This window comes from Okibacterium sp. HSC-33S16, from assembly GCF_024171565.1.
In the GTDB taxonomy this organism is placed as follows: Bacteria; Actinomycetota; Actinomycetes; order Actinomycetales; family Microbacteriaceae; genus Mycetocola_A.
Genome location: NZ_JALJZZ010000005.1, coordinates 73,801 through 95,371 on the forward strand (window position 1 = coordinate 73,801; position 21,571 = coordinate 95,371).

Here is a 21,571-nt window from a genome sequence, read left to right on the forward strand (position 1 = left end):
AAAACATCATGCAAACCAAAATCACACTGATCATCGACAACCCGGAGGATCCAGGGGCGTTCGAGTCGAGCTATCCCGAGCTTCTGTCCCTCGGCTTGGCTCTGCCAAGACTTGTCCGGACGGAATCTGCTCTTGTGTTCCCCAAGGAGGACGGCACGCCGACTCCGGCACACCGTACGCTCGATTTCTACTTCGAAACCTACGAAGATGCGTCGAACGCCGTCACGACACCTGAAGCCGGGGCATTCTTTCAAAAACTCGGCGAACTCGGCACCGGATTCACCGGCTTGTTCTCAGAGGTGGAAGAGCCGCTGCCCAGCACCTAGGGCCGGAGTTGGAACTGAGCCGGCGCCCGTCGCGGTGCCGGCTCACACCGGCGCGTGCGCCTCGAGGAAGCGATAGACCTCAACCTGGTCGACGCCCGGGAAAGTTCCGGTCGGCAGGGCCGCGAGCAGGCTCGTGGGCGTGCGAGCGGCTGGCCAGGACTGGTGCGCCCACTTGTCGGCAAGGTCGCTCGGCGCGCTCTTGCAGCAGCTTTCGTCGGGGCAGCTCGACTGCGATCGATTGCTGGTTTCCCGACCCCGGAACCACTTCACGTGCTCGAACGGCACCCCGACGGTGATGGAGTACTCGCCCTCCTTCGCCTTCTCGATCCGTGACGTGCACCAATACGTCCCGTTCGGGTTATCGGTGTATTGGTACCAGGGGCTGAACCGGTCCTCGGCGGCGAACACCGTAAACGCCGTCCACTTGCGACAGACGGTTGTCCCCTCAACAGCGCCCAAGGCATCCGTCGGATGCTTCACACCGTCGTTCGAATAGGCCTTCACGATCGTGCCTGACTCATGGACCTTCGTGAAATGCACCGGAATGCCCAGACGTGCGGTCGCCAGGTTGGTGAATCGGTGCGCCGCCGTCTCGTAGGAGACCGCGAACGCGTCGCGCAGGTCCTCGAGAGAGATTCGGCGGAAGTTCTTCGCCTCGGTGAGGAACCGCACGGCGTCGGATTCCGGCAGCAGAATCGCCGCCGTGAGGTAGTTCGTCTCCACACGCTGGCGCAGGAAATCGGCGTAGCTCGTCGGCTCAGAGTGCCCGAGAACGGAGCTGGCGAACGCCTGCACCACCGGCGAGCGCGAGTCGCGCGACGCGGACTGCTGGGTCGGCAGGTAGATGCGTCCGTTGCGGGAGTCGGTCACCGAGCGGGTCGAGTGCGGCAGGTCACCCACATAGTGCAGGGTGAAGCCGAGGTGATTGGCCATATCGCTGACGAGTTGCTGCGACACGGGGCCGCCGGTGTGTCCAACGGCGACGAGAAGTTCTTTCGCCTGAGCCTCCAGTTCAGGAAAGTAGTTGTCTCGAGCGCGCATGGTCGCCCGCAGTGAGGCGTTGGCCCGACGCGCCTCTTCCGGCGTCGCCGCGCGCTCCCGGTGCAGCCGCTCCACCTCGGCGTGCAGCGCCAGGATCGTGCGCAGCGTCTCGTCACTGTGCGCTTTCGACACCCGGATCGGCCCGATGCCCAGCGCCGAAAACACCGCCCCGCGCTGCGCGCGTTCCACCGCGATCTCCAACCCAGCCCGCTCGTTCGGTACCTCGTCGACCAGAAGATTGTCGGTTGTTGTGCCGAGTGCCGAGGCGATGCGCCGCAGCATCGAGAGCCGCGGCTCACGCTTGCCGTTCTCAATTGTCGAGACCTGCGACGGCGCCCGGTCGATTGCCGCCCCCAATTGCTCAAGCGTCATTCCGCGGGCGATTCGCAGGGAACGGATGCGACGCCCCAACAGCAAGGCGTCAACCGTTGGCACATCGGCCGCGCCGGTCGGTGGCATCTGGGGTTCAGCAGCGGTGCTGGTCATGGCACCATCGTGACATCCGCTCGCCTTTTCAACAAACAGAAGAATCGATCTTTTTCTGCTCACTTTTTCGGATCGGATGTTCGCTGGCACGCCCACACTCGGTTTACGACCTCAGAACCGCGGCGTCAGAACCCGGTTCGATCCGACCGAAGGAGCACGACGATGAGCACCGAAACCACCCGTACCGGAGACGCGACGCAGACCGCAGCCGAATTGCAGCTCGAGTGGGACGCGAACCCCCGCTGGGAAGGTGTCCGCCGGGACTACACCGCCGATGAGGTCGTCGCGCTGCGGGGCAGCGTTCGGGAAGATGCGACCCTCGCCCGTCGGGGTGCCGAGAACCTGTGGAATCTCATTCACTCCGAGGAGTGGGTGCCCGCGCTCGGTGCCCTCACCGGCAACCAGGCCGTGCAGCAGGTGCGCGCCGGGCTCAAGGCCATCTACCTCTCGGGCTGGCAGGTTGCCGCCGATGCCAACCTTTCCGGGCAGACCTACCCCGACCAGTCGCTGTACCCCGCCAACTCGGTGCCGTCCGTGGTGCGCCGCATCAACAACGCGTTACTCCGCGCCGACCAAATCGAGTTCGCCGAGACCGGGTCAACGACCGTGGACTGGCTCGCACCGATCGTCGCCGACGCCGAGGCCGGGTTCGGCGGGCCGCTCAACGCGTACGAGCTCATGTCGTCGATGATCGCGGCTGGAGCGGCCGGAGTGCACTGGGAAGACCAGCTCGCCAGCGAAAAGAAGTGCGGCCACATGGGCGGCAAGGTCCTCATCCCGACCGGCCAGCACATCCGAACCCTCAACGCCGCCCGGCTGGCTGCCGACGTCGCCGGCGTGCCGAGTGTGATCATCGCCCGCACCGACGCCCTCGCCGCGACCCTGCTGACGAGCGACGTCGACGAGCGCGACCGCCCCTTCCTCACCGGAACCCGTACCGCCGAGGGTTTCTATGAGGTGCGCAGCGGCATCGACACCGTCATCTCCCGCGGCCTGGCTTATGCCGAATACGCCGACCTGCTCTGGGTCGAGTCGGCCGAACCCGACCTCGAACTCGCCCGGAGATTCGCCGAACGCATCCACCAGGACTTCCCGGGCAAGAAACTCGCCTACAACTGCTCGCCGTCGTTCAACTGGAAATCCCACCTCGACGACGCGCAGATCGCGAGCTTCCAGAAGGAACTCGCCGCCATGGGCTACGCCTTCCAGTTCATCACGCTGGCCGGCTTCCACGCGCTAAACCACTCCATGTTCACACTCGCCGCCGATTACAAGAACCGCGCCATGAGCGCCTACGTCGAACTGCAAGAAGCCGAATTCGCCTCGGAAGCGAACGGATACACCGCAACCAAGCACCAGCGCGAGGTCGGCACCGGCTACTTCGACCGGATCGCCACCGCGTTGAACCCGACGAGCGCCACCCTCGCGCTCGTTGGTTCGACCGAAGAAGACCAGTTCTCCTGACCCTCTCGACACACAAGGACTTTCCTCATGAACACTCTGATCGCCGAGCACCGCACGGCTCCCACCACCTTTGGCATCCCCACCTCCTTCCCCACTGGCCCGCGCATCGAAATTGTCGGCCACATGCATGACCGCTTCGACGAGATCCTCACGCCGGACGCGCTGCAGTTCCTCGCCGACCTGCACCAGCTCTTCGCGGGGCGCCGCCACGACCGACTGGCTGACCGCATGCGTCGACGTTTCGAAATCGGCAACGGCCGCGATCCGAAGTTCCGCGATGACACCGCTTCACTCCGAGCGGATGCCACGTGGCGCGTCGCCGGCGCCGGCCCCGGCCTCGAGGACCGTCGCGTTGAAATCACCGGGCCGACCGACCGCAAGATGACCATCAACGCCCTCAACTCGGGCGCCAAGGTGTGGCTCGCCGACCAGGAAGACGCCACAAGCCCGACCTGGACCAACGTCATCGGAGGCCAGATCTCCCTGTTCGATGCGATCCGTCGGCAGATCGATTTCACGAGCCCCGAGGGTAAGGTGTATCGCCTCACGACCGGCGAGACGCCCACCATCGTGATGCGGCCACGCGGCTGGCATCTCGTCGAGAAGCACCTGACGTTCACCGATTCCTCGGGCTCGGCGATGGCGGCATCGGGAAGCCTCGTCGACTTCGGCCTGTACTTCTTCCACAACGCGAAGGCCCTGATCGACGCCGGCCGTGGCCCCTACTTCTACCTGGCCAAGCTGGAGTCCAGCGAAGAAGCACGGCTCTGGGACGACGTCTTCAGCTTCGCAGAGGAGGAGCTGGGGATCGAGCACGGCACCATCCGCGCCACCGTGCTCATCGAAACCCTCCCGGCCGCGTTCGAGATGGAGGAGATCCTCTACGAGCTGCGCGACCACTGTACCGGGCTCAACGCTGGGCGCTGGGACTACATCTTCTCGATCATCAAGAACTACCGGGGCCGCGGCGCACGGTTCGTCCTCCCCGATCGCAGCGACGTGACGATGACCGTTCCGTTCATGCGGGCGTACACCGAGCTGCTCGTGAAGACCTGCCACAAGCGGGGTGCTCACGCCATCGGTGGAATGAGCGCATTCATTCCGAACCGGCGTGACCCTGAGGTCACCGCTCGCGCCATCGAGAAGGTATCTGCCGACAAGAAGCGGGAAGCGGGCGACGGCTTCGATGGCACCTGGGTGGCGCACCCCGACCTCATCGACACGGCCCGCGCCGAGTTCGACGCCGTGCTCGGCGACCGCCCCAACCAGATCGACCGCCAGCGCGACGACGTGACCGTGACGGCGGCCCAGCTGCTCGACGTTCACATCGGGCGGGCGGTGACCGACGCGGGGCTCCGCGACAACGTGTCGATCGGTGTGCGCTACCTCGAGTCGTGGCTCCGCGGCATCGGCGCTGCAGCGATCGACAATCTCATGGAAGACGCCGCAACGGCGGAGATCAGCCGGTCGCAGGTCTGGCAGTGGATCCATCAGGACGTTCGCACGGACGACGGGTCGCCGATCACCCGAGACCGGGTGGAGCGCATCCTCGGTGAGCTGCTCGCGACCGTCGATCGTTTCGACGGTGACCGGTTCGACGACGCCGCAGACGTGTTTCGCGACGTCGCGTTGAGAGACGAGTTTCCGACGTTCCTGACGGTGGGGGCGTACTCACGCTTCCTCGTCGACCTGGCATAGGCATCCGCTCGCCTGAGAGGTAGACACGGTCCCCGCATCTGGATGCGGGGACCGTGTCTACGCGCTCACGTATGGTCGAGCGCCATGGCTGCCCTTGACGCGCTTCACAAAAGTTGCGAGTCTCACATCGAGACGGTGACTGACACCGCCGGAGTCAAAGGAGACACTGTGACCGACATCTTCGTCAACCTCCCGATCACCGATCTGGAACGCACCAAATCCTTCTACACGGCCCTCGGCTGGGAGATCAACGAACTTTTCACGAACGAGGACGCCGCCTGCGTCATCGTGGATGACAACATCTATCTCATGCTCCTCACCCGGGACTTCCTGGCGACGTTCACCGATAAGCAGATCATCGACACCACAACATCGGTGCAGGCCATGACCGCGTTCAGCAGTGCGAGCAGCGAAGACGTCGACGCGCTCACCGAAAAGGGTCTGGCCGCCGGCGGATCCGAGCCGAGACCGGCCCAGGATCTCGGCTTCATGTACTCCCGCGACCTCGAAGATCCGGACGGAAACATTCTCGAGTTTGTCTACATGGATCCCGCTGCAGCTGAGCAGGGACCCGACGCGTATCTGGCGGAGCAAAGCACGGGAAGTTAAGACGCGTTACGCCGCGTCAGATGAGCGGCTTTCGACAGGCGGTACCCTGTTCAGGGTGAGCACAACACCGAGACTCTCCACCAAGATTTCCGCCATCGCCGAGTCAGCAACGCTGAAGGTCGATTCGAAGGCCAAGGCCCTGCAGGCTCAGGGACGGCCGGTGATCAGCTACGCCGCCGGCGAGCCCGACTTCGGTACGCCGCAGCATATTGTCGACGCCGCTATCGCCGCGGCGAGCGACACGAAGAACCACCGGTACACACCTGCTGCCGGTCTTCCTGACCTGCGCGAGGCCATCGCCGCGAAAACGTTGCGTGACTCGGGTCTCGAGGTTCCCGCCAGCTCGGTGCTCGTCACCAACGGCGGCAAACAGAGCGTCTACGAGGCGTTCCAAGTGCTGCTCAACCCGGGCGATGAGGTCATCGTGCCGACGCCATTCTGGACCACATATCCCGAGGTCATCGCTCTCGCCGACGGTGTCGCCGTTGAGGTCTTCGCCGACGCTGCGCAGGGCTATCAGGTCACCGTCGAGCAGCTCGAAGCTGCACGCACCGAGCGCACCAAGGTGCTGCTGTTTGTGTCACCGTCGAACCCGACGGGCGCCGTGTACTCCCCCGAGCAAACGAAGGCGATCGGCGAGTGGGCACTCGAGCACGGCCTCTGGGTGATCACCGACGAGATTTACCAGAACCTCACCTACGACGGCGTGAAGGCCGTGTCGATCGTCGAAGCGGTTCCCGCCCTCGCCGATCAGACCCTGCTCGTCAACGGCGTCGCGAAGACGTACGCGATGACCGGGTGGCGCGTCGGCTGGACCGTCGGGCCCGCCGACGCGATCAAGGCGCTGTCGAACCTGCAGTCGCACCTCTCTGGCAACGTCAACAACATCGCCCAGCGCGCGGCGATCGCTGCGCTGACCGGCCCACAGGACGACGTCGAGAGCATGCGACTGGCCTTCGACCGCCGTCGAAAGGTCATTGTCGAGGAACTCAATAAGATTGACGGCTTCTCCGTTCCAACTCCGCAGGGTGCGTTCTACGTCTACGCCGATGTGACCGCGCTGCTCGGCAAAGAGTTCGACGGTGTCACTCCGACGACGTCTCTCGAACTGGCTGACCTCATGCTCGATAAGGCGGAGGTGGCTGCCGTCCCCGGCGAGGCTTTCGGCCCGTCCGGCTACCTGCGGTTCAGCTACGCACTCGGCGACGAGGCCTTGCGTGAGGGCGCGCAGCGCCTGCAGAAGCTCTTCGGTTAACCCACGCGGTAGACGGAAATGGGCGCCCGTCGGGCGCCCATTTCGCTGTAGTTCGTGTGCTCGGAATCGGCCGACTCGCTACCATGCAGCCCATGGTTATCAAACTCGAGAATGTCGGAATCGCTGTTCGAGACATCGACGCAACGATTGCCTTTTTTACCGATCTCGGCCTCACCGTCCTCGGCCGCGATACCGTCAGCGGCGAATGGGCCGACACGGCCGTCGGTCTTGACGGCAATCACGCGCGCATTGCGGTGCTCCAGACGCCCGACGGCCAGGGGCAGCTCGAGCTCTTCGAATACATTCATCCCGACGCGATCGAGACCGAACCCACTCGTCCTCACCAGATCGGCATGCATCGCGTCGCTTTTTCGGTAGACAACCTCGACGACGCCCTGGCGATCGCTGCGAAACACGGCTGCTTTCCGCTTCGTGGCGTCGGCACCTACGAGGACGTCTACAAGCTGACGTATGTCCGCGGTCCAAGCGGCATCATCGTGATGCTCGCCGAACAACTGAGGGCGAGCGACGCGACGGCCACTCGGACTTAACTAGAACTCGAGGTTGACGTACACCGGCTCCGGCTGAAGGACCACACCAAACTCGGCCGCAACCCGCATCTGCACGTACCGGGCGAGCGACGCGATCTCATCCGCCGTCGAACCACCCGTGTTGGTGAGCGCGAGAGTGTGCTTGGTGGAGATCCCCGCGCGGGATCCTGGAAGCCGAAAACCCCGGGAGATGCCGGAGCGCTCGATCAGCCAGGCCGCGCTGAGCTTCACCTGCGCGCCGTGTTCGAACGACGGTCGGGGCACGTCGCCGGTCCACTGGCCGAGCGGGATGACGACGGCGTCTTCGTGGTCCTCCTCCATCGGCCAGCGCGGGGCATCGGCTGGCAGGGAGCGGGCGAACGACTCGGACACGATCGGGTTGGTGAAGAACGAGCCGGCACTCGACGTGTCGGGGTCTGCCGCGTCAAGGACCATGCCCTTCGAGCGGCGAAGCTCGAGCACGGTGCGCCGCACGTCCGCGATGGGCAACCGGGTCCCGAGGTCAACGCCCAGCGCCGAGGCGAGCTGCCCATAGGCAATCGGGGCACTGAGCCCCGCATCGTCGGTCAGTTCAAGGTCAATGGAGACGACGACGCCATCGCGCTCGGCCGCCTGCCCGCCGTGTCGTTTGAGCACCGACGTGCGGTAGCCGAGACCGAGCTCGGCGGCGGGCACGCGCACGAGGTCGCCGTGCTCCCGGTCGAGCAACTCAACGGCGACGAGGCTCGCCGACAACTCTTGTCCGTACGCGCCGATGTTCTGGATCGGGCTGGCTCCGCACGAACCCGGAATGCCGCTGAGCGCTTCGATACCGGCGAGTCCGCGCTCGACCGCGACCGCAACGAGGTCGTCCCAGGATTCACCAGCCTGCACCCGGACGATGACACGCCCGTTCTCTGAAGAAAGCACGTCGATTCCGCGTGTGGCCACTCGGATCAGTGTGCCGTCGTACCCCTCGTCCGCGACGAGCACGTTCGAGCCACCACCGAGGATGAAGGGGTCTTCGCCGCGGTTCCACACCTCGGCGACCGCGGCGACGAGCTCATCGCGCGTTGTTGCCGTGACCGCCTCAACGGCGGGCCCGCCCACCTGCAGGGTGGTGAGTTCAGAGAGCGTCGTCATCGTCGGCTATCCGAGCGCAACGCGCACCTGCGCCTTGCCCAGAACTGTCTTACCGTCGAAGCTCACGGTGAGGTCGATGCGAGCGACGGCGTCCTCGAGCGCGCCCACCGTGGCGACAACCGTGACGATGGCGCCGTCCTGCGGGTCAACGACGACGGGTCGGGTGAACTTCACCGAGTAGTCGACCACGCGGGCCGGGTCGCCGACCCAGTCGACAACCGGCTGTACCGCGAAGCCCATGGTGAGCATGCCGTGGGCCAGGACGCCGGGCAGCCCGACGGATGCCGCAACATCGTCACGGTAGTGAATGGGGTTGAAATCGCCGGATGCTCCGGCGTATCGGACGAGGGAATCGCGCGTCAGCGAAAACTCACGTTCGGCGATCACGTCACCGACGGTCAGCTCGTCAAGAATGGGCGTACTCATTCGTCACCTCGCACAACAAGGGTGGATGTCGCCGTGACGACGTGGGCTCCCGATGCGTCCACCATGGTGGACTCTGCGGTGACCATGGCGTGTGGTCCGAGGGTCTTCACACTCGTGACGGTGAGCGTTGCCGTCAGTTCGTCGCCGGCGACAATGGGCCGGGAGAACCGGAAACGCTGGTCTCCGTGCACGACTCGCGAAAAGTCGATGCCTGCATCGGGTTCGCTGAGGAGCTGAGCGAGGGTCTGCTCTTGCACAACGACGGCGAAGGTCGGAGGCGCAACAACGCCCGCATGACCGGCCGCAGCGGCGGCATCCGTCTCGAAATGAATCGGGTTCGTGGCGAAAACGGCACGCGAGAACTCGCGCACCTTCTCGAGCCCCACGAGGTAGGGCGGGGCCGACGGGAACACGCGACCCTGAAGTTCGGGGTTTACTGGCACCCGATTAGCCTACCCGGACGTGCCGCGAGCGCTGGCGGTGGGTGTCACCTGCGGCCGCCGCCGAGGAGGCTGCCGAGGACATGCCCGATGCTGTCGCTCGCTCGGCTGTCGCCACCGAGCAGACCGCCGAGGATCTCACCGATTCCGCCGCTACCGGCGGTGCTCTCGGCTTTTCCGCCACCGAGGAGGCCGCCGAGGATGCCACCAAGGCCGCCCTCCGGCTCCTTCTCCGGTTTCGGCACCCGTGACTGCATCGGCTCGGTCGGCTGCGCCGTTTCGGCGGACTGCTTGCGCTCGGAGAACTGTTTCGCCAGGTAGCTCAGCACGATGGGCGCGAGGATGGGAAGCAGTTTGCCGACGACGGAGCTCCCCGCGAACGACGCGGGCTGAGTGCTGCCGTCGGACAGTGTGGCGACGACCTGATCCTTGTGCTCGCCGAAGATGTGGCTGACGATTTTTTCCCCGTCGGCGGGGTCGACATCGTCGAGGTTCACCGTGCCGTCGACGAGGGTCGCAGAATGTTGGGACACCGCGCGCTCGAGCGACGCCGCGCCCGACGGGTCGAACGTATTGGCCTCGAGCCCGCTGACGAGGGCGGGGAGCGCCTGCTCAACAGCGGCAGCGGCCGTGGCTTCATCGACTCCGAGCCGAGTGGCGATGTCAGAAACCGGGATTCGACCGAGCAGGTCGTCGAGTGATGGCATGGTGTAAGTCCCTCCGAACCGCCCTCCGTTGGACGATCGCTGCCTCAAGCGTATCCAGCCCGGTGCTTTCAGGGGAGGGAGTAGCGGGAAGGACTCACCGCACGATAATGGCTATCTCGAGCGCAGCACCTTCACGGTCATCTGCACGGCGACCGCAGCCAGGAAGATGGCGAAGAGCACTGTCGACAAGGTGGGCGAGATGATGCCGGCGATCGCGGCGCCCGCGGCCGTCGTCGTGCAGGCGGAGACGCCGATCACCGCGGCAGCCGACAGGTCAACGTTGTGCCGACGAAGGTTTCCGAGGGTGCCGAACAGGGCGGTCGGAATGATCACGAGCAGCGATGTTCCCTTCGCAACGAGGTCGCTGGCACCGAAGAGCAGAATGAGCAGCGGCACGATCACGACGCCGCCGCCGATTCCGAGAAGGCCCGAGAGCACGCCAGTGCCGAGGCCAAGAACAACGAGCCCGGCGCCGCTCAGTACCGTGATATCGACGGACGCGTCTCGCGAGGGGATCGCCAGGAACAGGGTGCCGATGACGACGACCAGGAAGCCGATGAAGAACCACGAGAGCACTCGCCGCGGGATGCGGGCGAGCAGGGCGCTGCCGATCTGTGCACCAACGACACTGCCGATGACGAGAAGGAGTGCCACGATCCAGTCCACGGACCCGCCGAGCGCATAGCTCAGCACGCCCACCGTGGCCATCGGCACGATCGCGGCGAGGGAGGTGCCCGCGGCGATGCGCTGGTCAAGCGCCAGCAGGATCACGAGCGCCGGAACGATCAGGATGCCCCCACCGACGCCGAAGAGTCCGGACAGAAATCCTGCCGCGAGCCCGATCACGACCAACCAGGCCCAGTGTCCTCGCGTGGGTGGCTGTGGCATCCGCTCTCCTTTATCGATGTGGCAGACATCGAACTTATCAGCGGTGAATGCCCTGCGAGGTGTGCCCGATCGCGGTGCACGCACGCTATCGGCTGCCAGAATAAAGTCTGGCCCGCTCGATGGCGGGCATGAGGGAAGAGGTTTCTGATGAAGGTCATCGCCGATATCGAGGTGTGTGTCGCCGCTGGCGTCTGCGCAGCAATCGCTCCAGCCGTGTTCGACCAGGACGACGAGGTGGGCAAGGTCATCCTGCTGGATGCGAACCCGGGCGACGACCAGCTCGATGCTGTGCGGGACGCCGTGCTGAGCTGCCCGTCCGCTGCCCTGCGGCTCGTCGAATAGTCGTGGCGACTGCTGCCTCGAACATCGTCATTGTCGGAGCTTCGGCCGCCGGACTGACCACGGCCGCTGCACTCCGCCGCAACGGATACGACCGTGACCTGACGCTCGTGAATGCCGAGCGGCACGCACCATACGATCGCCCGCCGCTCTCCAAACACCTGCTCACCGGCGAGTGGGGCGTCGACCGCATCGCGTTGAAAACGCCGACCGACCTTGACGGCTTAGCCATCGACATCCGCTCAGGGGTGTCTGCTGAACGACTCAATCTCGCGCAGTCACGTCTGTTTTTGACGGATGCCACGGAGCTCACCTTTGATCGCCTCGTCGTTGCGACTGGCGTGACGCCGCGTGTCCTGCCGGACTCGGCGCACCTCGACGGTGTGCATACCCTGCGAACCGTCGATGACGCGCTCGCCCTCTCCGGTGAACTCGTCGCTGGGCGGCACCTCGTGGTGGTGGGCGGTGGGTTCCTCGGCACCGAGGTTGCCGCGGCAGCGTCCGGGCTGGGGCTCGACGTCACACTCGTCAATGCGTTGCCCACCCCGCTCGAGCGGAGCCTTGGGCCCGCAATCGGAGCCCAGGTTGCGGCGCTGCACCGACTGAACGGGGTCGACCTTCGCACGGGCCCGGCGAACGCTGTGCAGTCGCTGGTCTCCGCGAACGGCCGGGTCACCGGTGTGGCATTTGCGGATGGCTCGACTCTCGACGCGGACGTGGTGTTTGTGGCGATTGGCGCTGTGCCCGCTGTCGACTGGCTGGCGGGAAGTGGCCTGCCGGTCGGCGATGGCATCGAGTGTGCACCCGACCTCTCTGCGTCACCCGGCATCTACGCGGCTGGTGACGTTGCGCGCTGGGAGAATCCGGCGTTCGACGAGTCGATGCGTGTCGAGCACCGCACGAACGCAACCGAGCAGGCGATGCACGTGGCCGAGCGTCTCGTCGACGGCGCTCCGGATGCCTTCGCCTCGGTGCCCTACTTCTGGACCGATCAGTACGATCTCAAGCTGCAGGTACACGGCTGGATCAAGGGGTACGACGAGGTGCGCATCCTCGAGGGGTCCCTCGTCGACCGACGGATGATTGCCGTGTTCAGGCGCGGCGACCGGCTCGTTGGTGCGCTCGGCGTCGGCGCCGCCAAGGCGTTGCGCTCGTGGCGGCAGCTCGTCGTTGATGGCACCGCGTGGGCGGATGTCGTCAGCAGCTGAGCCCGCTTGGTTGTGGCTGACTCGTTGAGTCGTCGATAAGGGTCGCTGCGCAATCGAACCGTCGATAAGGGTCGCTGCGACGATCACACAGGACCCTTACCGACCGCTCATCCTCGCGAAGAGCCATTATCGACGGATCGCGTCCTCGGTGACCCGCGGCTCAGGCACAAACGGGCAGTCCGTCGGCGAGACAGTCACTGCTCGTGCACAAACGGTCACTCGGTCCGTCCGGTCACCCGCTGCTCAGGCACAAACTGTCACTCGCGCCTCGGCCAAGCAGTTACTCCGACGTTAACGGTCATTCGACCCTCGGCCAAGCAGTTGCTCCGACAGAAACGGTCGCTCAACCCGTCCGGTCACCCGCTGCTCCGACACAAACGGTCACTCGACCCTCGGCCAAGCAGTTGCTCCGGCAGAAACGGTCACCAGAGAGCGCTCTCAGCAGTTGCTCGGTCGGTTAGGGCGAAGAAATCGCGTAAACAGCAACCGTTAGAGCCGGAGCAGCGGGTGAATAACCATTGGTGACCGAGCAAAAATCAGAGATGAGTGCCTGGCATCACCGTTGGGCACTGTGGCCCATCATCGTCGCTGCGGTTCTTCGAGGCGGGCAACCCGGTGAATGGCGGACCCCACCTCACGACAGCACACGAGCAGCGGCACTCGAGCAGCCCGCACACCCCCGCGGCACGTCTCAGCGCCCGTCGCCGCGGCTACCCGTGACCGTACGACTCAGCCAGCCGCCGGAACCCTTCGTCGAGCGACACGGCCGGTGTCCACTCCAGGTCAGCCCGAGTGCGACGCTGGTCGAACCAGTGCGCCGTCGACAGCTGCTCGGCGAGGAACCGGGTCATCGGCGGCTCGTCGGCGCCCGGCTTGATGCGCCATGCCCGCTCGATCAGCGACCCGGCGCCGCGCGCGAGACCGGCCGGCACACTCCACGCCGGCGCCCGAACCCCCGCAGCCGCACAGATTCCGGCGAGCAACTCAGCCACCGGCCGCGGCTCCCCATTGGTCAGCACGTAGGAGTTGCCGTGCACGGCATCCACGCGCTCGAGCGCCGCCGCGATGCCCGACGCCGCATTGTCGATGTAAATGGTGTCGATGAGCGCGGCACCGGAGTCGAGGAGCGGCAACCGACCCGCACCAGCCCGCTCGACCACGCGAGCCACGAGCTGCGTGTCACCGGGACCCCAGACGAGGTGCGGCCGAACCGCGACAACCCGGAAGCTGGGTGAGTCGGCCGCAAGCGCCAGCAACTCGGCCTCCGCCTTCGTGCGCGCGTAGTCGCCACGGGCGTGCACGGGATCAGCCGGCAACGCGTCGTCACCGACGATCGAGCTGCCCGAGTGCGCCACCGACGGCGACGACACGAACACGAACTTGCCCACCCCGGCCGCAGTTGCCGCAGCCAACAGCGCGCGAGTGCCGCCCACGTTGACGCGGTCAAAATCTGCGGGGTCCCCGGCAAGCGACACCTTCGCGGCCAGGTGAACGACCGCATCAACGTTCTGCACGGCGCGCGTGACAGCATCCGCTTCGGTGATCGATCCGAGCACGTCGGTGACGCCATCGACACCGGATGCGCGCCGCTGAAACGTCGTCACCTCGTGCCCGGTCGCCGCGATTTCTCGAGCGACCGCTCGCCCGAGCAGCCCGCTCGCACCGGTGACGAGCACTCTCACGGCGTACGCATCCGTCCCCCGGACAGAATGTCACTGGCCCAGTCAGAGAGCATCGACCGATTGATTTTTGAATTGTGACGGATGTCTGTGGGCAACTTCGGCACCACCAGAACGGCCGCGATCGGAACGGTTACCACGCCACGAATGGCGTCGGCCAGCCCCGGCGTCGCGAGCGACACGCGGCGGGCAGGCGGCACGGTCTCGACGACGGCGACGACCTGGCGGGTGCCGTCGGGACCGACGCCGACAACGCCGGCGCGAGCGACTTCGTGCAACTGTTCGATGGCCTGCTCGGGACCGACCGGGGTGAGCACTCCGGTTGCCGTTGCGATGACGTGGGGCATGCGCCCCTCAACCCAGAGCCGACCGGCGGCGTCGAGGTGCCCGACGTCGCCGGTGCGGTGCCAGCGTTCGCCCGGCACTCCCCCGCGGCGGCTGGCCCGATGGGTGAGCCAGAGCCTGTCGTAGTGGTCTTCGACGTGTGGCGCCGAGACGACGATCTCGCCGGTGACATCGGGGGCCTCGGTGAGGTCTTCGGTGGCGCGGCCGGTGTCGTCAAGCGGCGCGATGCGCACGCGCGTGGTTCCGGTGGGCGAGCCGACGCAGACGCCGCCGGCCCCTGCCTCGCTCGCGGCCTCGCGAATGCCGTCCAGGGTGATGTCGGTCATCAACAGCCCCTCGGTCATGCCGTAGGGCGTGTGCGCTGTCGCGTTCGGCATGAGCGCCGAGATCGCGCTGAGCAAACGCTCCGAGACGGGAGCGCCGGCGGAGAGGAAGCGCTCGACGCCAGCGAGGGCCAAGCGGTCGTCGTCGGTGAGTTCGCCCGCTGTCGCCACAACGTTCGCGACCGCTGCCGGGGAAAGGAACACGACGGTGGCGTCGACAGCGGCAACCGCGGCCGCAACCGCCGTCGCGGTGAGCGTCTTTGGCGAGGTCACGTCCATGTCGGGAGTGACCGAGCGGGCGCCGAGCGCCGGGCCAAGCAGCGCAAACGGGGCGAATCCAGCGACGAGGCCCGTGCCAACCCCGACGCCGTATTGGGCGGCCAGGGCATCGCGAACCGCACACAACTGCGCGTGGGTGTAGACGACACCCTTCGCGGGCCCGGTCGAGCCCGATGTGAAAAGGATCGCCGCGGTGTCGGATGCAGAGGGAGCCGCGGGCATCCGTTCGTCCGAACCGAGTGCGATGATCTCGGCGAGCGAGTGCGAGACGCCGAGAGCGCGACGCACCGCAGCGGGGTAGCCCGCTGTGGAGATCTTCTGGCCGGGCCAGCCGAGGGCGCGCGCGGCGGAGAGCCCGGGCGCCGCACCAATGACGTGGTCGGGGCAGGCCCCGCGGACAGCTCGGGTCATGCCTTTCAGGCCGAGACCCGCGTCAACGACAACGACGATCGCGCCAATGCGAATGCACGCGTAGAGCACGGCGATGAGGTCCGCGCTCGGCGGAACGAGCAGCGACACCCGGTCGCCCTTCTTCACACCGACCGCGGCGAGCCCGGCGGTGATTTGCCGCACCCGGCGCGACATCAGTTTCCACGACACCACGCGTGGGGCGGTGCCGTTCGGCGTTACCATGTCGACCGCAACCGTCTCGTCGCTGTCGCGCATTTCGTCGAGGTAGTGCCAGAGCGGCGCCCGCTCGGTCTCGTCGGTCGGGGTACCCGAGACACTCTCTTCTGATGAGCGGATGCCATCGGCCAGCCAGGTCAGCACGGCACCGGCGTAGTCCACATCCTCGGCCACCAGATGACCCGCTCCCTCAAACCGGTGCACGTCGGCGTGCGGCAACCGGTCGATGAGGTCGTCGAGGTATCTGTCGCTGAAGATCGGGTCGCGGGGTCCCCAGAGCATGAGCGCCGGAACCGTGAGGTTCGCGACCCCGGTGGAAATTCGGGTCAGCTCGGCGAAGCTCTCGTGGCGCTCGTCGACGGGAATATCGGCCACGAACCCGCCGATGCCTCCCCGTCGTGCCGCGTCGAGGTACGGCGCACGGTATCCGGCCTTGATCGCCTTCGGCAGAGGGGGGTGCGCGAGTGCCAGCGTGGTCTCGAGGAACGCGGGTGTGGCGACCGTGGCGTTGCCGAGCAGCGCGGGCTTCAGCGCGAGCCGCAACGGAGCCGGAATTCGGTCGGACTCGGGCTGGTGCACGGCCGTATTGAGCAGCATCACACCGGCGAGCAGCTCGGGGTGGTCGACGGCCCAACCGAGCGACACGACGCCGCCCCAGTCGTGCCCAAGGGTGAAGACCTGTCCGTCCAGTTCGAGGGTGTCGGTGAGTGCGCCGAGGTCGCGCACCCGCTGCTCGAGCGGGCGGCGCACGCCGGTGCGTTCGGAAAATCCCATCTCCAACTGGTCAACAGCAATCACGCGCCAGGCCTCGCCGCCGTTCGCGGCAGCATCCGTCGCCTGGGACACGAGTTTGCGCCAGAGGTAGGACCAGGTCGGGTTGCCGTGGACACAGAGAATGGTGCCGACGGGCGTCACACCGAGGTCGGCGAGCCGACCGGCGTTGTCGAGCAGGTGCCACTCGACCGCGTCTGCAGCGGACTCCCCCGGCACCGACACGATGCGGGAGAAGACCGGATCCAGTCCGTCGAGGTCATGCGGAGGAAGGATCGCGGGCGAGCGAAGCTCGGCGGCGCGGGGCAGCCGGAGACTCACCAGGCGATCTCCATCATCGCGGTGTTGAGGCCCGAGCCAACGCCCATGAGCAGCACCCGGTCACCGCCCTTGAGGCTTTCCGCCTGCGAGGCGAGCGTGATGGGGATCGACGCCGGTCCGACGTTGCCGAGCTTCGGGTAGGTCAGTGGAACGCGAGTGCGGTCGATGCCGATTGCCTTGATGATGGCATTGGTGTGCACGTCAGATACCTGGTGCATGACGTAGCGGTCCATCGACGACCAGTTCCAGTCGTGTTTCGCGTCTTTCCAGGCACTGGTGACAAGCTGCATTCCCCCCTTGAGCAGGGCTTTGGCGTCGGTGAACATGCCGTCGACACTGCCGACGCAGAGTTCATTGAACTGGGTGGCCGCGCGCGTGACGCCTCCGAGGATGCGGTGCCCGTCCGGGTTTGCATCAGCGCGCCCGAGCACCGCGGCAGCGGCACCGGAGCCGAGGGTGAGACTGGCGAATTCGCTCATGAACTCCTTACGCCCAATGTCGGGGCGACCGAGTCGTTCAATCGTGTTGTCCTGGATCTCGTCGGCGTCTTCACCGTCGATGATCACCGCGTACTCGATCTGGCCGGCGTCGATGAGCTGTGACGCCAGGGTCATTCCGTTGACGAAGCCGAGGCACGCATTGGCGATGTCAAAGTTGATGGCCGATGACGGTAGGCCGAGGCCGTCGTGCATCTTTACGGCAACCGACGGCTCCAGGTGTTTGCGGGTGACCGAGGTGTTGATGAGCATCCCCACCTTGTCAGGGGTGATCCCCGCGGATGCCATGGCGCGCTTGCCCGCATCGATGGCCGCACTGTAGAAGGTTTGGCCCGGTTCCCAGTTGCGACGTTCGTGAACACCAGCGACACGCTGGAGCAGACGCTGAGGGAGCTTGAGTCGTTTGAGCACGGGCTTCAGACGGGCATCGATCTCGTCTGAGGTGGTGACTCGGGATGCCAGGGTCGACGTGACGGACAGCAACGAAACGTTGCGATGCGTGGTCGTTGCATTGCCGGTCAAAAAGAACTCCTTCTCGCCCTCGGGGCTGCGCCGAGTACCCATCGATTTTACGGTGCCGCTGGCTGAACGTTTACCGGGGTTGCGCTCCGCACGATGAGGTGCATCGACCGAAGATCACGCCCGAGAAAAGGAAAAGCCCCAAGGTGGCGAGACCTTGGGGCTGCGTGGGAACAGGCTTGAGGGCCTCTCCCCGTAGCAGGAGCGGGATTCGAACCCGCGACCTCACGATTATGAGTCGTGCGCTCTCACCAACTGAGCTACCCTGCCGCGATACTTCGCCGGCTCGCCGAGAAAGTAACGAGCCCCGGATCGGGGTTGAACCGACGACCTCTTCCTTACCAAGGAAGTGCTCTACCACTGAGCTACCGGAGCGTGGCCATACGAATTGGCACCAGTAGAGACTACCATCCCGCAAGGGGTGCTTTGAACCATACCCGCGCTCTGCGACCCCAACGTAGCATGGAGGGCGGGGAAGGACCCATGACCGAGACCACGCGTAGAGAATCGACCGACCTGATCCTGTCAGGCCGGTACCGGTTGTTGTCGATCGTCGGAACAGGCGGAATGGCTTCGGTCTATCGCGCTCGCGACGAATCTCTGAATCGTGACGTGGCCGTCAAGCTGTTCTCCGTGGCATCCGCTTCGCCGTCTGATTTTCGTCGGGCGCAGAGTGAAATTTCACTTCTCGCGAGCCTCACCCACCCGGGCCTGGTCATGCTCCTTGACGCCGGCACCGACGAGACCGACCCACTGAACCCGCGGTCCTACCTCGTGATGGAGCTGGTTCGCGGATCGGATCTTCGGGTGGCGCTCACCGCCGGTCAACTGAGCTCGGACGACACCCGGCACATCGGCGCCGACCTCGCCGACGCCCTGCACTACATTCACGAACGCGGAGTCGTGCACCGCGACGTCAAGCCCGCGAACATTCTGCTGGCGCACGAGGCCGGCACAGACACCCGGCCGCACCCCAAGCTCAGCGACTTCGGCATCGCGCGGCTGACCGACGGCACGCGGCTCACCGCCACGCACTTCACCGTTGGATCAGCCGGCTATCTGAGCCCTGAGCAGGCCCGCGGCGACGATGTCGGGCCGGCGAGCGACGTCTACTCGCTGGGTCTGGTGCTGCTCGAGTGCCTCACGGGGCGTCGCGTTTTCGGTGGCCCTGGGCAGGAAGCGGCTCTCGCTCCGCTCACGCGTGATCCCGAGATTCCTGCCGACATCGACCCGATTCTCAGCGAGACACTGGCCGCCATGACCGCGCGCGTTCCAGCCAATCGCCCGAGTGCCCACGAGGTGGCGCTGGCGCTGCGCGGCCTGCGCCGGCTGAACGACTTTCGGGCCAGCAGCGACCCCGAGAACGACTCGACCGCAGCCCTGGCCGTCGATACTGACGGCGGTGGGTCAACCGTAGCCATCGAGGTAACACGTGCTGATGACACCGCGGCCACCCGGCTCCTGCCCGCGGCTGAGTCGCTGAGCACCGCGTCGACCGCGCTGCTCGAGCCGGTGGATGTCGATCATTCAGCAACGGATGCCACTCCGTCACCGTCCCGCACGCCGCGCCGTCGCCGCCGGAGCCGGGTCACGGCGAGCATTGTGACTGCGGCGCTGGCCGTCGTGGTTGCGATTGTTGTGGCCGTTGTCGTCGCGGTGAGCACACCGGACGAGGTGAGCCCGGTCGAGTATCCCGCCGTACCGGGAACCATCGGCGAACACTTGACCGAGCTTCAGGACAGCGTGACACCATGACGCCCCAACGATCAGGCGCATTCAGCCGCCGATTCCTCCCGCTCGCCCTCGCCGGGCTCGTGGCGTCGAGCGCGCTGACCGGGTGCCAGGCGGCCCCATCGGACTATGACGCGGAGACGGCCACGGCGTTCCAGACGACGGTGTTGTCCGTCACGCAGGCGGTTGCCGACGGCGACCTCCAGGTTGCGCGCGACACCCTCGTTGCCTTCGACGCTGACCTCGATAAGGCCGCGGCCGACGGGACCGTGTCGTTCGCTCGGCACCAGCGCATCGACGTGGCGCTGGCAGCCGTACTGGCCGATGTCGATGCGGCCATTGCGGCCCAGGCACCCGCGCCCGAGCCCGAACCTGAAGCGACGCCCGAGGCCACCCCCGAGCCCGTGGCACCCACGGCGCCGGTCACCAACGACCCCGTCACCCCCGACAACACAGGGCCAGGGAACAACAACGGCAACAACGGCAATAACGGCAATAACGGCAATAACGGCAACGGAAGCAAGGACAAGGCGCCAAAGAAGGATAAGGAACCAAAGAAGGACAAGTAGGCCCTCTTACTCGGCGGGGGCGACACTCTTCTCTCGAGCCGACAGCACAGCACCCGTCCGTGCCGACGGGGCAACGCCATTGACGACATAGTCACCGACCGCCTGCTGCCGATAGATCGCCGGGTTGTGCGACGCCACAGTTCGGGCATTGCGCCACAGCCGATCAAGACGTCGTGACTCAGCAGTCGCCGACGCTCCGCCAACTTCGAAGATCCGACTGGCTAGCCGAAGTACGAGGTCGATCACGGTGGCCTGCACACCGTAGACGTGGGCTTCCGCACGAGCAAAGTCCGCATCGGTCACCTGCCCTGCCAGCTGACGCGTGCTCGCCCCGTCGACGGTAGCCGCTGCCGCCAGCACGCTGGCCTTCACCGTTTCGGCGGCACCATATGTCTCACCAATGATTTGCAGGGCGACGGGGTCTTCGGTCGGCGCGATGGTGAGGTTGAACAGGTTGCGCGTGCGTCCCTGGACAAACGTGGTGATTTCGGCGAGCGCCGCCTGGGCGATGCCCGCGAGCGTGGCCAAGTGTACGAGTTGGTACACGGCATGCAGGATGGTTCGCCCAGCGTCCTCCGCGCGCTGCGGGTGAACGAACCGCGCGTCGACCTCGACATCGACGAATTCAGTGGTCCCGGATCCGGTGAGCCTCTGCCCGAATCCGTCCCAGTCGTCGAGCACCGTCACGCCGGGCGCCCGAGTACTCACCTGCACGACTGCCCGCACAGGCTCCGGTTCGTCGGCATTGTCGAGCGCCGCGCTCACCAGGATCCAGTCCGCGTACAGCGACCCGGTCGTGTAGTACTTCGTCCCACTCAGCCGCCAGCCATCGTCGGTTTTACGCACCGTCGTGGAGAGATTGCCGAAGGTACCGGTCCTCTCACTTTCGGCATTGCCCACGAGGGCGCCATCGACGAGGCGTTCAAACCAGATGCGGCGATACTCCGGATCCGGATGAGCGAGCACATATTCGGTGAAGCCGATGTGGCCACGCAGAGCCTGCGGCAGGTTGGAGTCCGCAGCGCCGAGCTCAATGAGCAGGGCGGCGAGCTCAGCGATGGAGACTCCGAAGCCGCCGAACTCGGTTGGCACGCGCAGGCGGCCAAAGCCGGATTCCCGAAGCTCTTCGATCTCCTGAATGGGTAGAGAACGCTCACTCTCCCGCTCGATTGCCCCGGATCGAATTCGGTCAAAAACGGGCTGAAATCGGTCGATTAGCGCGTCGAACCGCTCTGATCCCGTGGTGAAGTATCTTTCATCAGTCATCCGTGTTCTCCTTTGCACCCGCACTTCCGGCGGCTGTCTCCCTATTCAAATGAAGATGCTGCACAACCGGACGTTTATTTCCTT

Annotated in this window: 21 protein-coding genes and 2 tRNA genes; 11 read left to right on the top strand and 12 right to left on the bottom strand. The window is 65.7% G+C overall.

The features are described from left to right. Positions 1-8 precede the first annotated feature (8 nt). A complete protein-coding gene (locus L1277_RS12055; RefSeq protein WP_253376672.1) occupies positions 9-326 on the top strand; it encodes an EthD family reductase in 318 nt (105 codons plus the stop codon). Between the two features lie 42 nt (positions 327-368). Here L1277_RS12055 and L1277_RS12060 read toward each other — a convergent pair whose 3' ends face one another. Further along, on the bottom strand, positions 369-1,853 hold the full coding sequence (locus tag L1277_RS12060) for a helix-turn-helix transcriptional regulator (protein WP_253376673.1): 1,485 nt from the start codon (positions 1,851-1,853) through the stop codon (positions 369-371). Between the two features lie 162 nt (positions 1,854-2,015). Between L1277_RS12060 and aceA the strand changes: the two genes are divergently transcribed. The 5 genes from aceA to L1277_RS12085 all read left to right on the top strand — a co-directional run bounded on the left by aceA (position 2,016) and on the right by L1277_RS12085 (position 7,430). Further along, on the top strand, positions 2,016-3,317 hold the full coding sequence (aceA, locus tag L1277_RS12065) for an isocitrate lyase (RefSeq protein ID WP_253376674.1): 1,302 nt from the start codon (positions 2,016-2,018) through the stop codon (positions 3,315-3,317). A gap of 27 nt (positions 3,318-3,344) precedes the next feature. Next, positions 3,345-5,015 (top strand): malate synthase A, encoded by a 1,671-nt coding sequence (gene aceB, locus L1277_RS12070; protein ID WP_256481677.1) that lies wholly within the window; start codon positions 3,345-3,347, stop codon positions 5,013-5,015. A gap of 168 nt (positions 5,016-5,183) precedes the next feature. Beyond that, on the top strand, positions 5,184-5,624 hold the full coding sequence (locus L1277_RS12075; RefSeq protein ID WP_253376676.1) for a VOC family protein: 441 nt from the start codon (positions 5,184-5,186) through the stop codon (positions 5,622-5,624). A 55-nt stretch (positions 5,625-5,679) separates the two neighbouring features. Then, a complete protein-coding gene (locus tag L1277_RS12080; protein ID WP_253376677.1) occupies positions 5,680-6,879 on the top strand; it encodes a pyridoxal phosphate-dependent aminotransferase in 1,200 nt (399 codons plus the stop codon). Positions 6,880-6,971: 92 nt separating this feature from the next. Continuing rightward, positions 6,972-7,430, top strand: coding sequence for a VOC family protein (locus L1277_RS12085; protein ID WP_253376678.1), 459 nt, complete (start codon positions 6,972-6,974; stop codon positions 7,428-7,430). On the opposite strand, the gene L1277_RS12090 is transcribed toward L1277_RS12085, so the two are convergent. The 5 genes from L1277_RS12090 to L1277_RS12110 all read right to left on the bottom strand — a co-directional run bounded on the left by L1277_RS12090 (position 7,431) and on the right by L1277_RS12110 (position 11,013). Continuing rightward, positions 7,431-8,552 carry a UDP-N-acetylmuramate dehydrogenase gene (locus L1277_RS12090; RefSeq protein WP_253376679.1) on the bottom strand — a complete coding sequence of 374 codons (1,122 nt, stop codon included), beginning with the start codon at positions 8,550-8,552 and terminating at the stop codon, positions 7,431-7,433. Between the two features lie 6 nt (positions 8,553-8,558). Next, positions 8,559-8,978 carry a MaoC family dehydratase gene (locus L1277_RS12095; RefSeq protein WP_253376680.1) on the bottom strand — a complete coding sequence of 140 codons (420 nt, stop codon included), beginning with the start codon at positions 8,976-8,978 and terminating at the stop codon, positions 8,559-8,561. Further along, a complete protein-coding gene (locus L1277_RS12100) occupies positions 8,975-9,421 on the bottom strand; it encodes a MaoC family dehydratase N-terminal domain-containing protein (protein ID WP_253376681.1) in 447 nt (148 codons plus the stop codon). Before L1277_RS12100 ends, L1277_RS12095 begins: the two co-directional genes overlap by 4 nt. A gap of 44 nt (positions 9,422-9,465) precedes the next feature. Beyond that, positions 9,466-10,125: a DUF937 domain-containing protein gene (locus L1277_RS12105; protein ID WP_253376682.1), complete on the bottom strand. Its 660-nt coding sequence runs from the start codon at positions 10,123-10,125 to the stop codon at positions 9,466-9,468. A 111-nt stretch (positions 10,126-10,236) separates the two neighbouring features. Then, positions 10,237-11,013, bottom strand: coding sequence for a sulfite exporter TauE/SafE family protein (locus tag L1277_RS12110; protein ID WP_253376683.1), 777 nt, complete (start codon positions 11,011-11,013; stop codon positions 10,237-10,239). 147 nt (positions 11,014-11,160) lie between these two features. On the opposite strand from L1277_RS12110, the gene L1277_RS12115 reads away from it, so the two are divergent. From L1277_RS12115 to L1277_RS12125, 3 genes are all read left to right on the top strand, one after another. Then, a complete protein-coding gene (locus L1277_RS12115) occupies positions 11,161-11,355 on the top strand; it encodes a ferredoxin (protein WP_253376684.1) in 195 nt (64 codons plus the stop codon). A gap of 2 nt (positions 11,356-11,357) precedes the next feature. After that, entirely contained in the window at positions 11,358-12,560 is a 1,203-nt protein-coding gene (locus L1277_RS12120) for an FAD-dependent oxidoreductase (RefSeq protein ID WP_253376685.1), read from the top strand. Positions 12,561-13,106: 546 nt separating this feature from the next. Further along, complete coding sequence (locus L1277_RS12125; protein ID WP_253376687.1) at positions 13,107-13,280, top strand: hypothetical protein; 174 nt, start codon at positions 13,107-13,109, stop codon at positions 13,278-13,280. Here the strand turns inward: L1277_RS12125 and L1277_RS12130 are convergent. The 5 genes from L1277_RS12130 to L1277_RS12150 all read right to left on the bottom strand — a co-directional run bounded on the left by L1277_RS12130 (position 13,271) and on the right by L1277_RS12150 (position 18,296). Beyond that, positions 13,271-14,242, bottom strand: coding sequence for an NAD(P)-dependent oxidoreductase (locus L1277_RS12130; protein ID WP_253376688.1), 972 nt, complete (start codon positions 14,240-14,242; stop codon positions 13,271-13,273). The two genes, L1277_RS12125 and L1277_RS12130, sit on opposite strands and share 10 nt — an antisense overlap. After that, on the bottom strand, positions 14,239-16,905 hold the full coding sequence (locus L1277_RS12135) for an alpha/beta fold hydrolase (protein WP_253376690.1): 2,667 nt from the start codon (positions 16,903-16,905) through the stop codon (positions 14,239-14,241). Before L1277_RS12135 ends, L1277_RS12130 begins: the two co-directional genes overlap by 4 nt. Then, the gene (locus L1277_RS12140) at positions 16,902-17,966 is read right to left on the bottom strand and encodes a 3-oxoacyl-ACP synthase III (protein ID WP_253376692.1); all 1,065 of its coding nucleotides are present in this window, start codon (positions 17,964-17,966) and stop codon (positions 16,902-16,904) included. Before L1277_RS12140 ends, L1277_RS12135 begins: the two co-directional genes overlap by 4 nt. 151 nt (positions 17,967-18,117) lie before the next feature. Next, positions 18,118-18,191: transfer RNA gene (locus L1277_RS12145), tRNA-Met, on the bottom strand. A gap of 33 nt (positions 18,192-18,224) precedes the next feature. Further along, positions 18,225-18,296: transfer RNA gene (locus tag L1277_RS12150), tRNA-Thr, on the bottom strand. Between the two features lie 108 nt (positions 18,297-18,404). Between L1277_RS12150 and L1277_RS12155 the strand changes: the two genes are divergently transcribed. After that, positions 18,405-19,676: a serine/threonine-protein kinase gene (locus L1277_RS12155; protein WP_253376694.1), complete on the top strand. Its 1,272-nt coding sequence runs from the start codon at positions 18,405-18,407 to the stop codon at positions 19,674-19,676. After that, on the top strand, positions 19,673-20,221 hold the full coding sequence (locus L1277_RS12160) for a hypothetical protein (RefSeq protein ID WP_253376695.1): 549 nt from the start codon (positions 19,673-19,675) through the stop codon (positions 20,219-20,221). The genes L1277_RS12155 and L1277_RS12160 overlap by 4 nt, the downstream gene beginning before the upstream one ends. A 6-nt stretch (positions 20,222-20,227) precedes the next feature. On the opposite strand, the gene L1277_RS12165 is transcribed toward L1277_RS12160, so the two are convergent. After that, a complete protein-coding gene (locus tag L1277_RS12165; protein ID WP_253376696.1) occupies positions 20,228-21,487 on the bottom strand; it encodes an acyl-CoA dehydrogenase family protein in 1,260 nt (419 codons plus the stop codon). Positions 21,488-21,571 lie beyond the last annotated feature (84 nt).

Coding starts and splice junctions, on each gene's coding strand:
- L1277_RS12060 (WP_253376673.1), bottom strand. CDS start 1,853: ATGACCAGCACCGCTGCTGAACCCCAGATGCCACCGACCGGCGCGGCC.
- L1277_RS12165 (WP_253376696.1), bottom strand. CDS start 21,487: ATGACTGATGAAAGATACTTCACCACGGGATCAGAGCGGTTCGACGCG.
- L1277_RS12085 (WP_253376678.1), top strand. CDS start 6,972: ATGGTTATCAAACTCGAGAATGTCGGAATCGCTGTTCGAGACATCGAC.
- aceA (WP_253376674.1), top strand. CDS start 2,016: ATGAGCACCGAAACCACCCGTACCGGAGACGCGACGCAGACCGCAGCC.
- L1277_RS12160 (WP_253376695.1), top strand. CDS start 19,673: ATGACGCCCCAACGATCAGGCGCATTCAGCCGCCGATTCCTCCCGCTC.
- L1277_RS12090 (WP_253376679.1), bottom strand. CDS start 8,552: ATGACGACGCTCTCTGAACTCACCACCCTGCAGGTGGGCGGGCCCGCC.
- L1277_RS12115 (WP_253376684.1), top strand. CDS start 11,161: ATGAAGGTCATCGCCGATATCGAGGTGTGTGTCGCCGCTGGCGTCTGC.
- L1277_RS12105 (WP_253376682.1), bottom strand. CDS start 10,125: ATGCCATCACTCGACGACCTGCTCGGTCGAATCCCGGTTTCTGACATC.
- L1277_RS12055 (WP_253376672.1), top strand. CDS start 9: ATGCAAACCAAAATCACACTGATCATCGACAACCCGGAGGATCCAGGG.
- L1277_RS12095 (WP_253376680.1), bottom strand. CDS start 8,978: ATGAGTACGCCCATTCTTGACGAGCTGACCGTCGGTGACGTGATCGCC.
- L1277_RS12110 (WP_253376683.1), bottom strand. CDS start 11,013: ATGCCACAGCCACCCACGCGAGGACACTGGGCCTGGTTGGTCGTGATC.
- aceB (WP_256481677.1), top strand. CDS start 3,345: ATGAACACTCTGATCGCCGAGCACCGCACGGCTCCCACCACCTTTGGC.
- L1277_RS12155 (WP_253376694.1), top strand. CDS start 18,405: ATGACCGAGACCACGCGTAGAGAATCGACCGACCTGATCCTGTCAGGC.
- L1277_RS12140 (WP_253376692.1), bottom strand. CDS start 17,966: ATGGGTACTCGGCGCAGCCCCGAGGGCGAGAAGGAGTTCTTTTTGACC.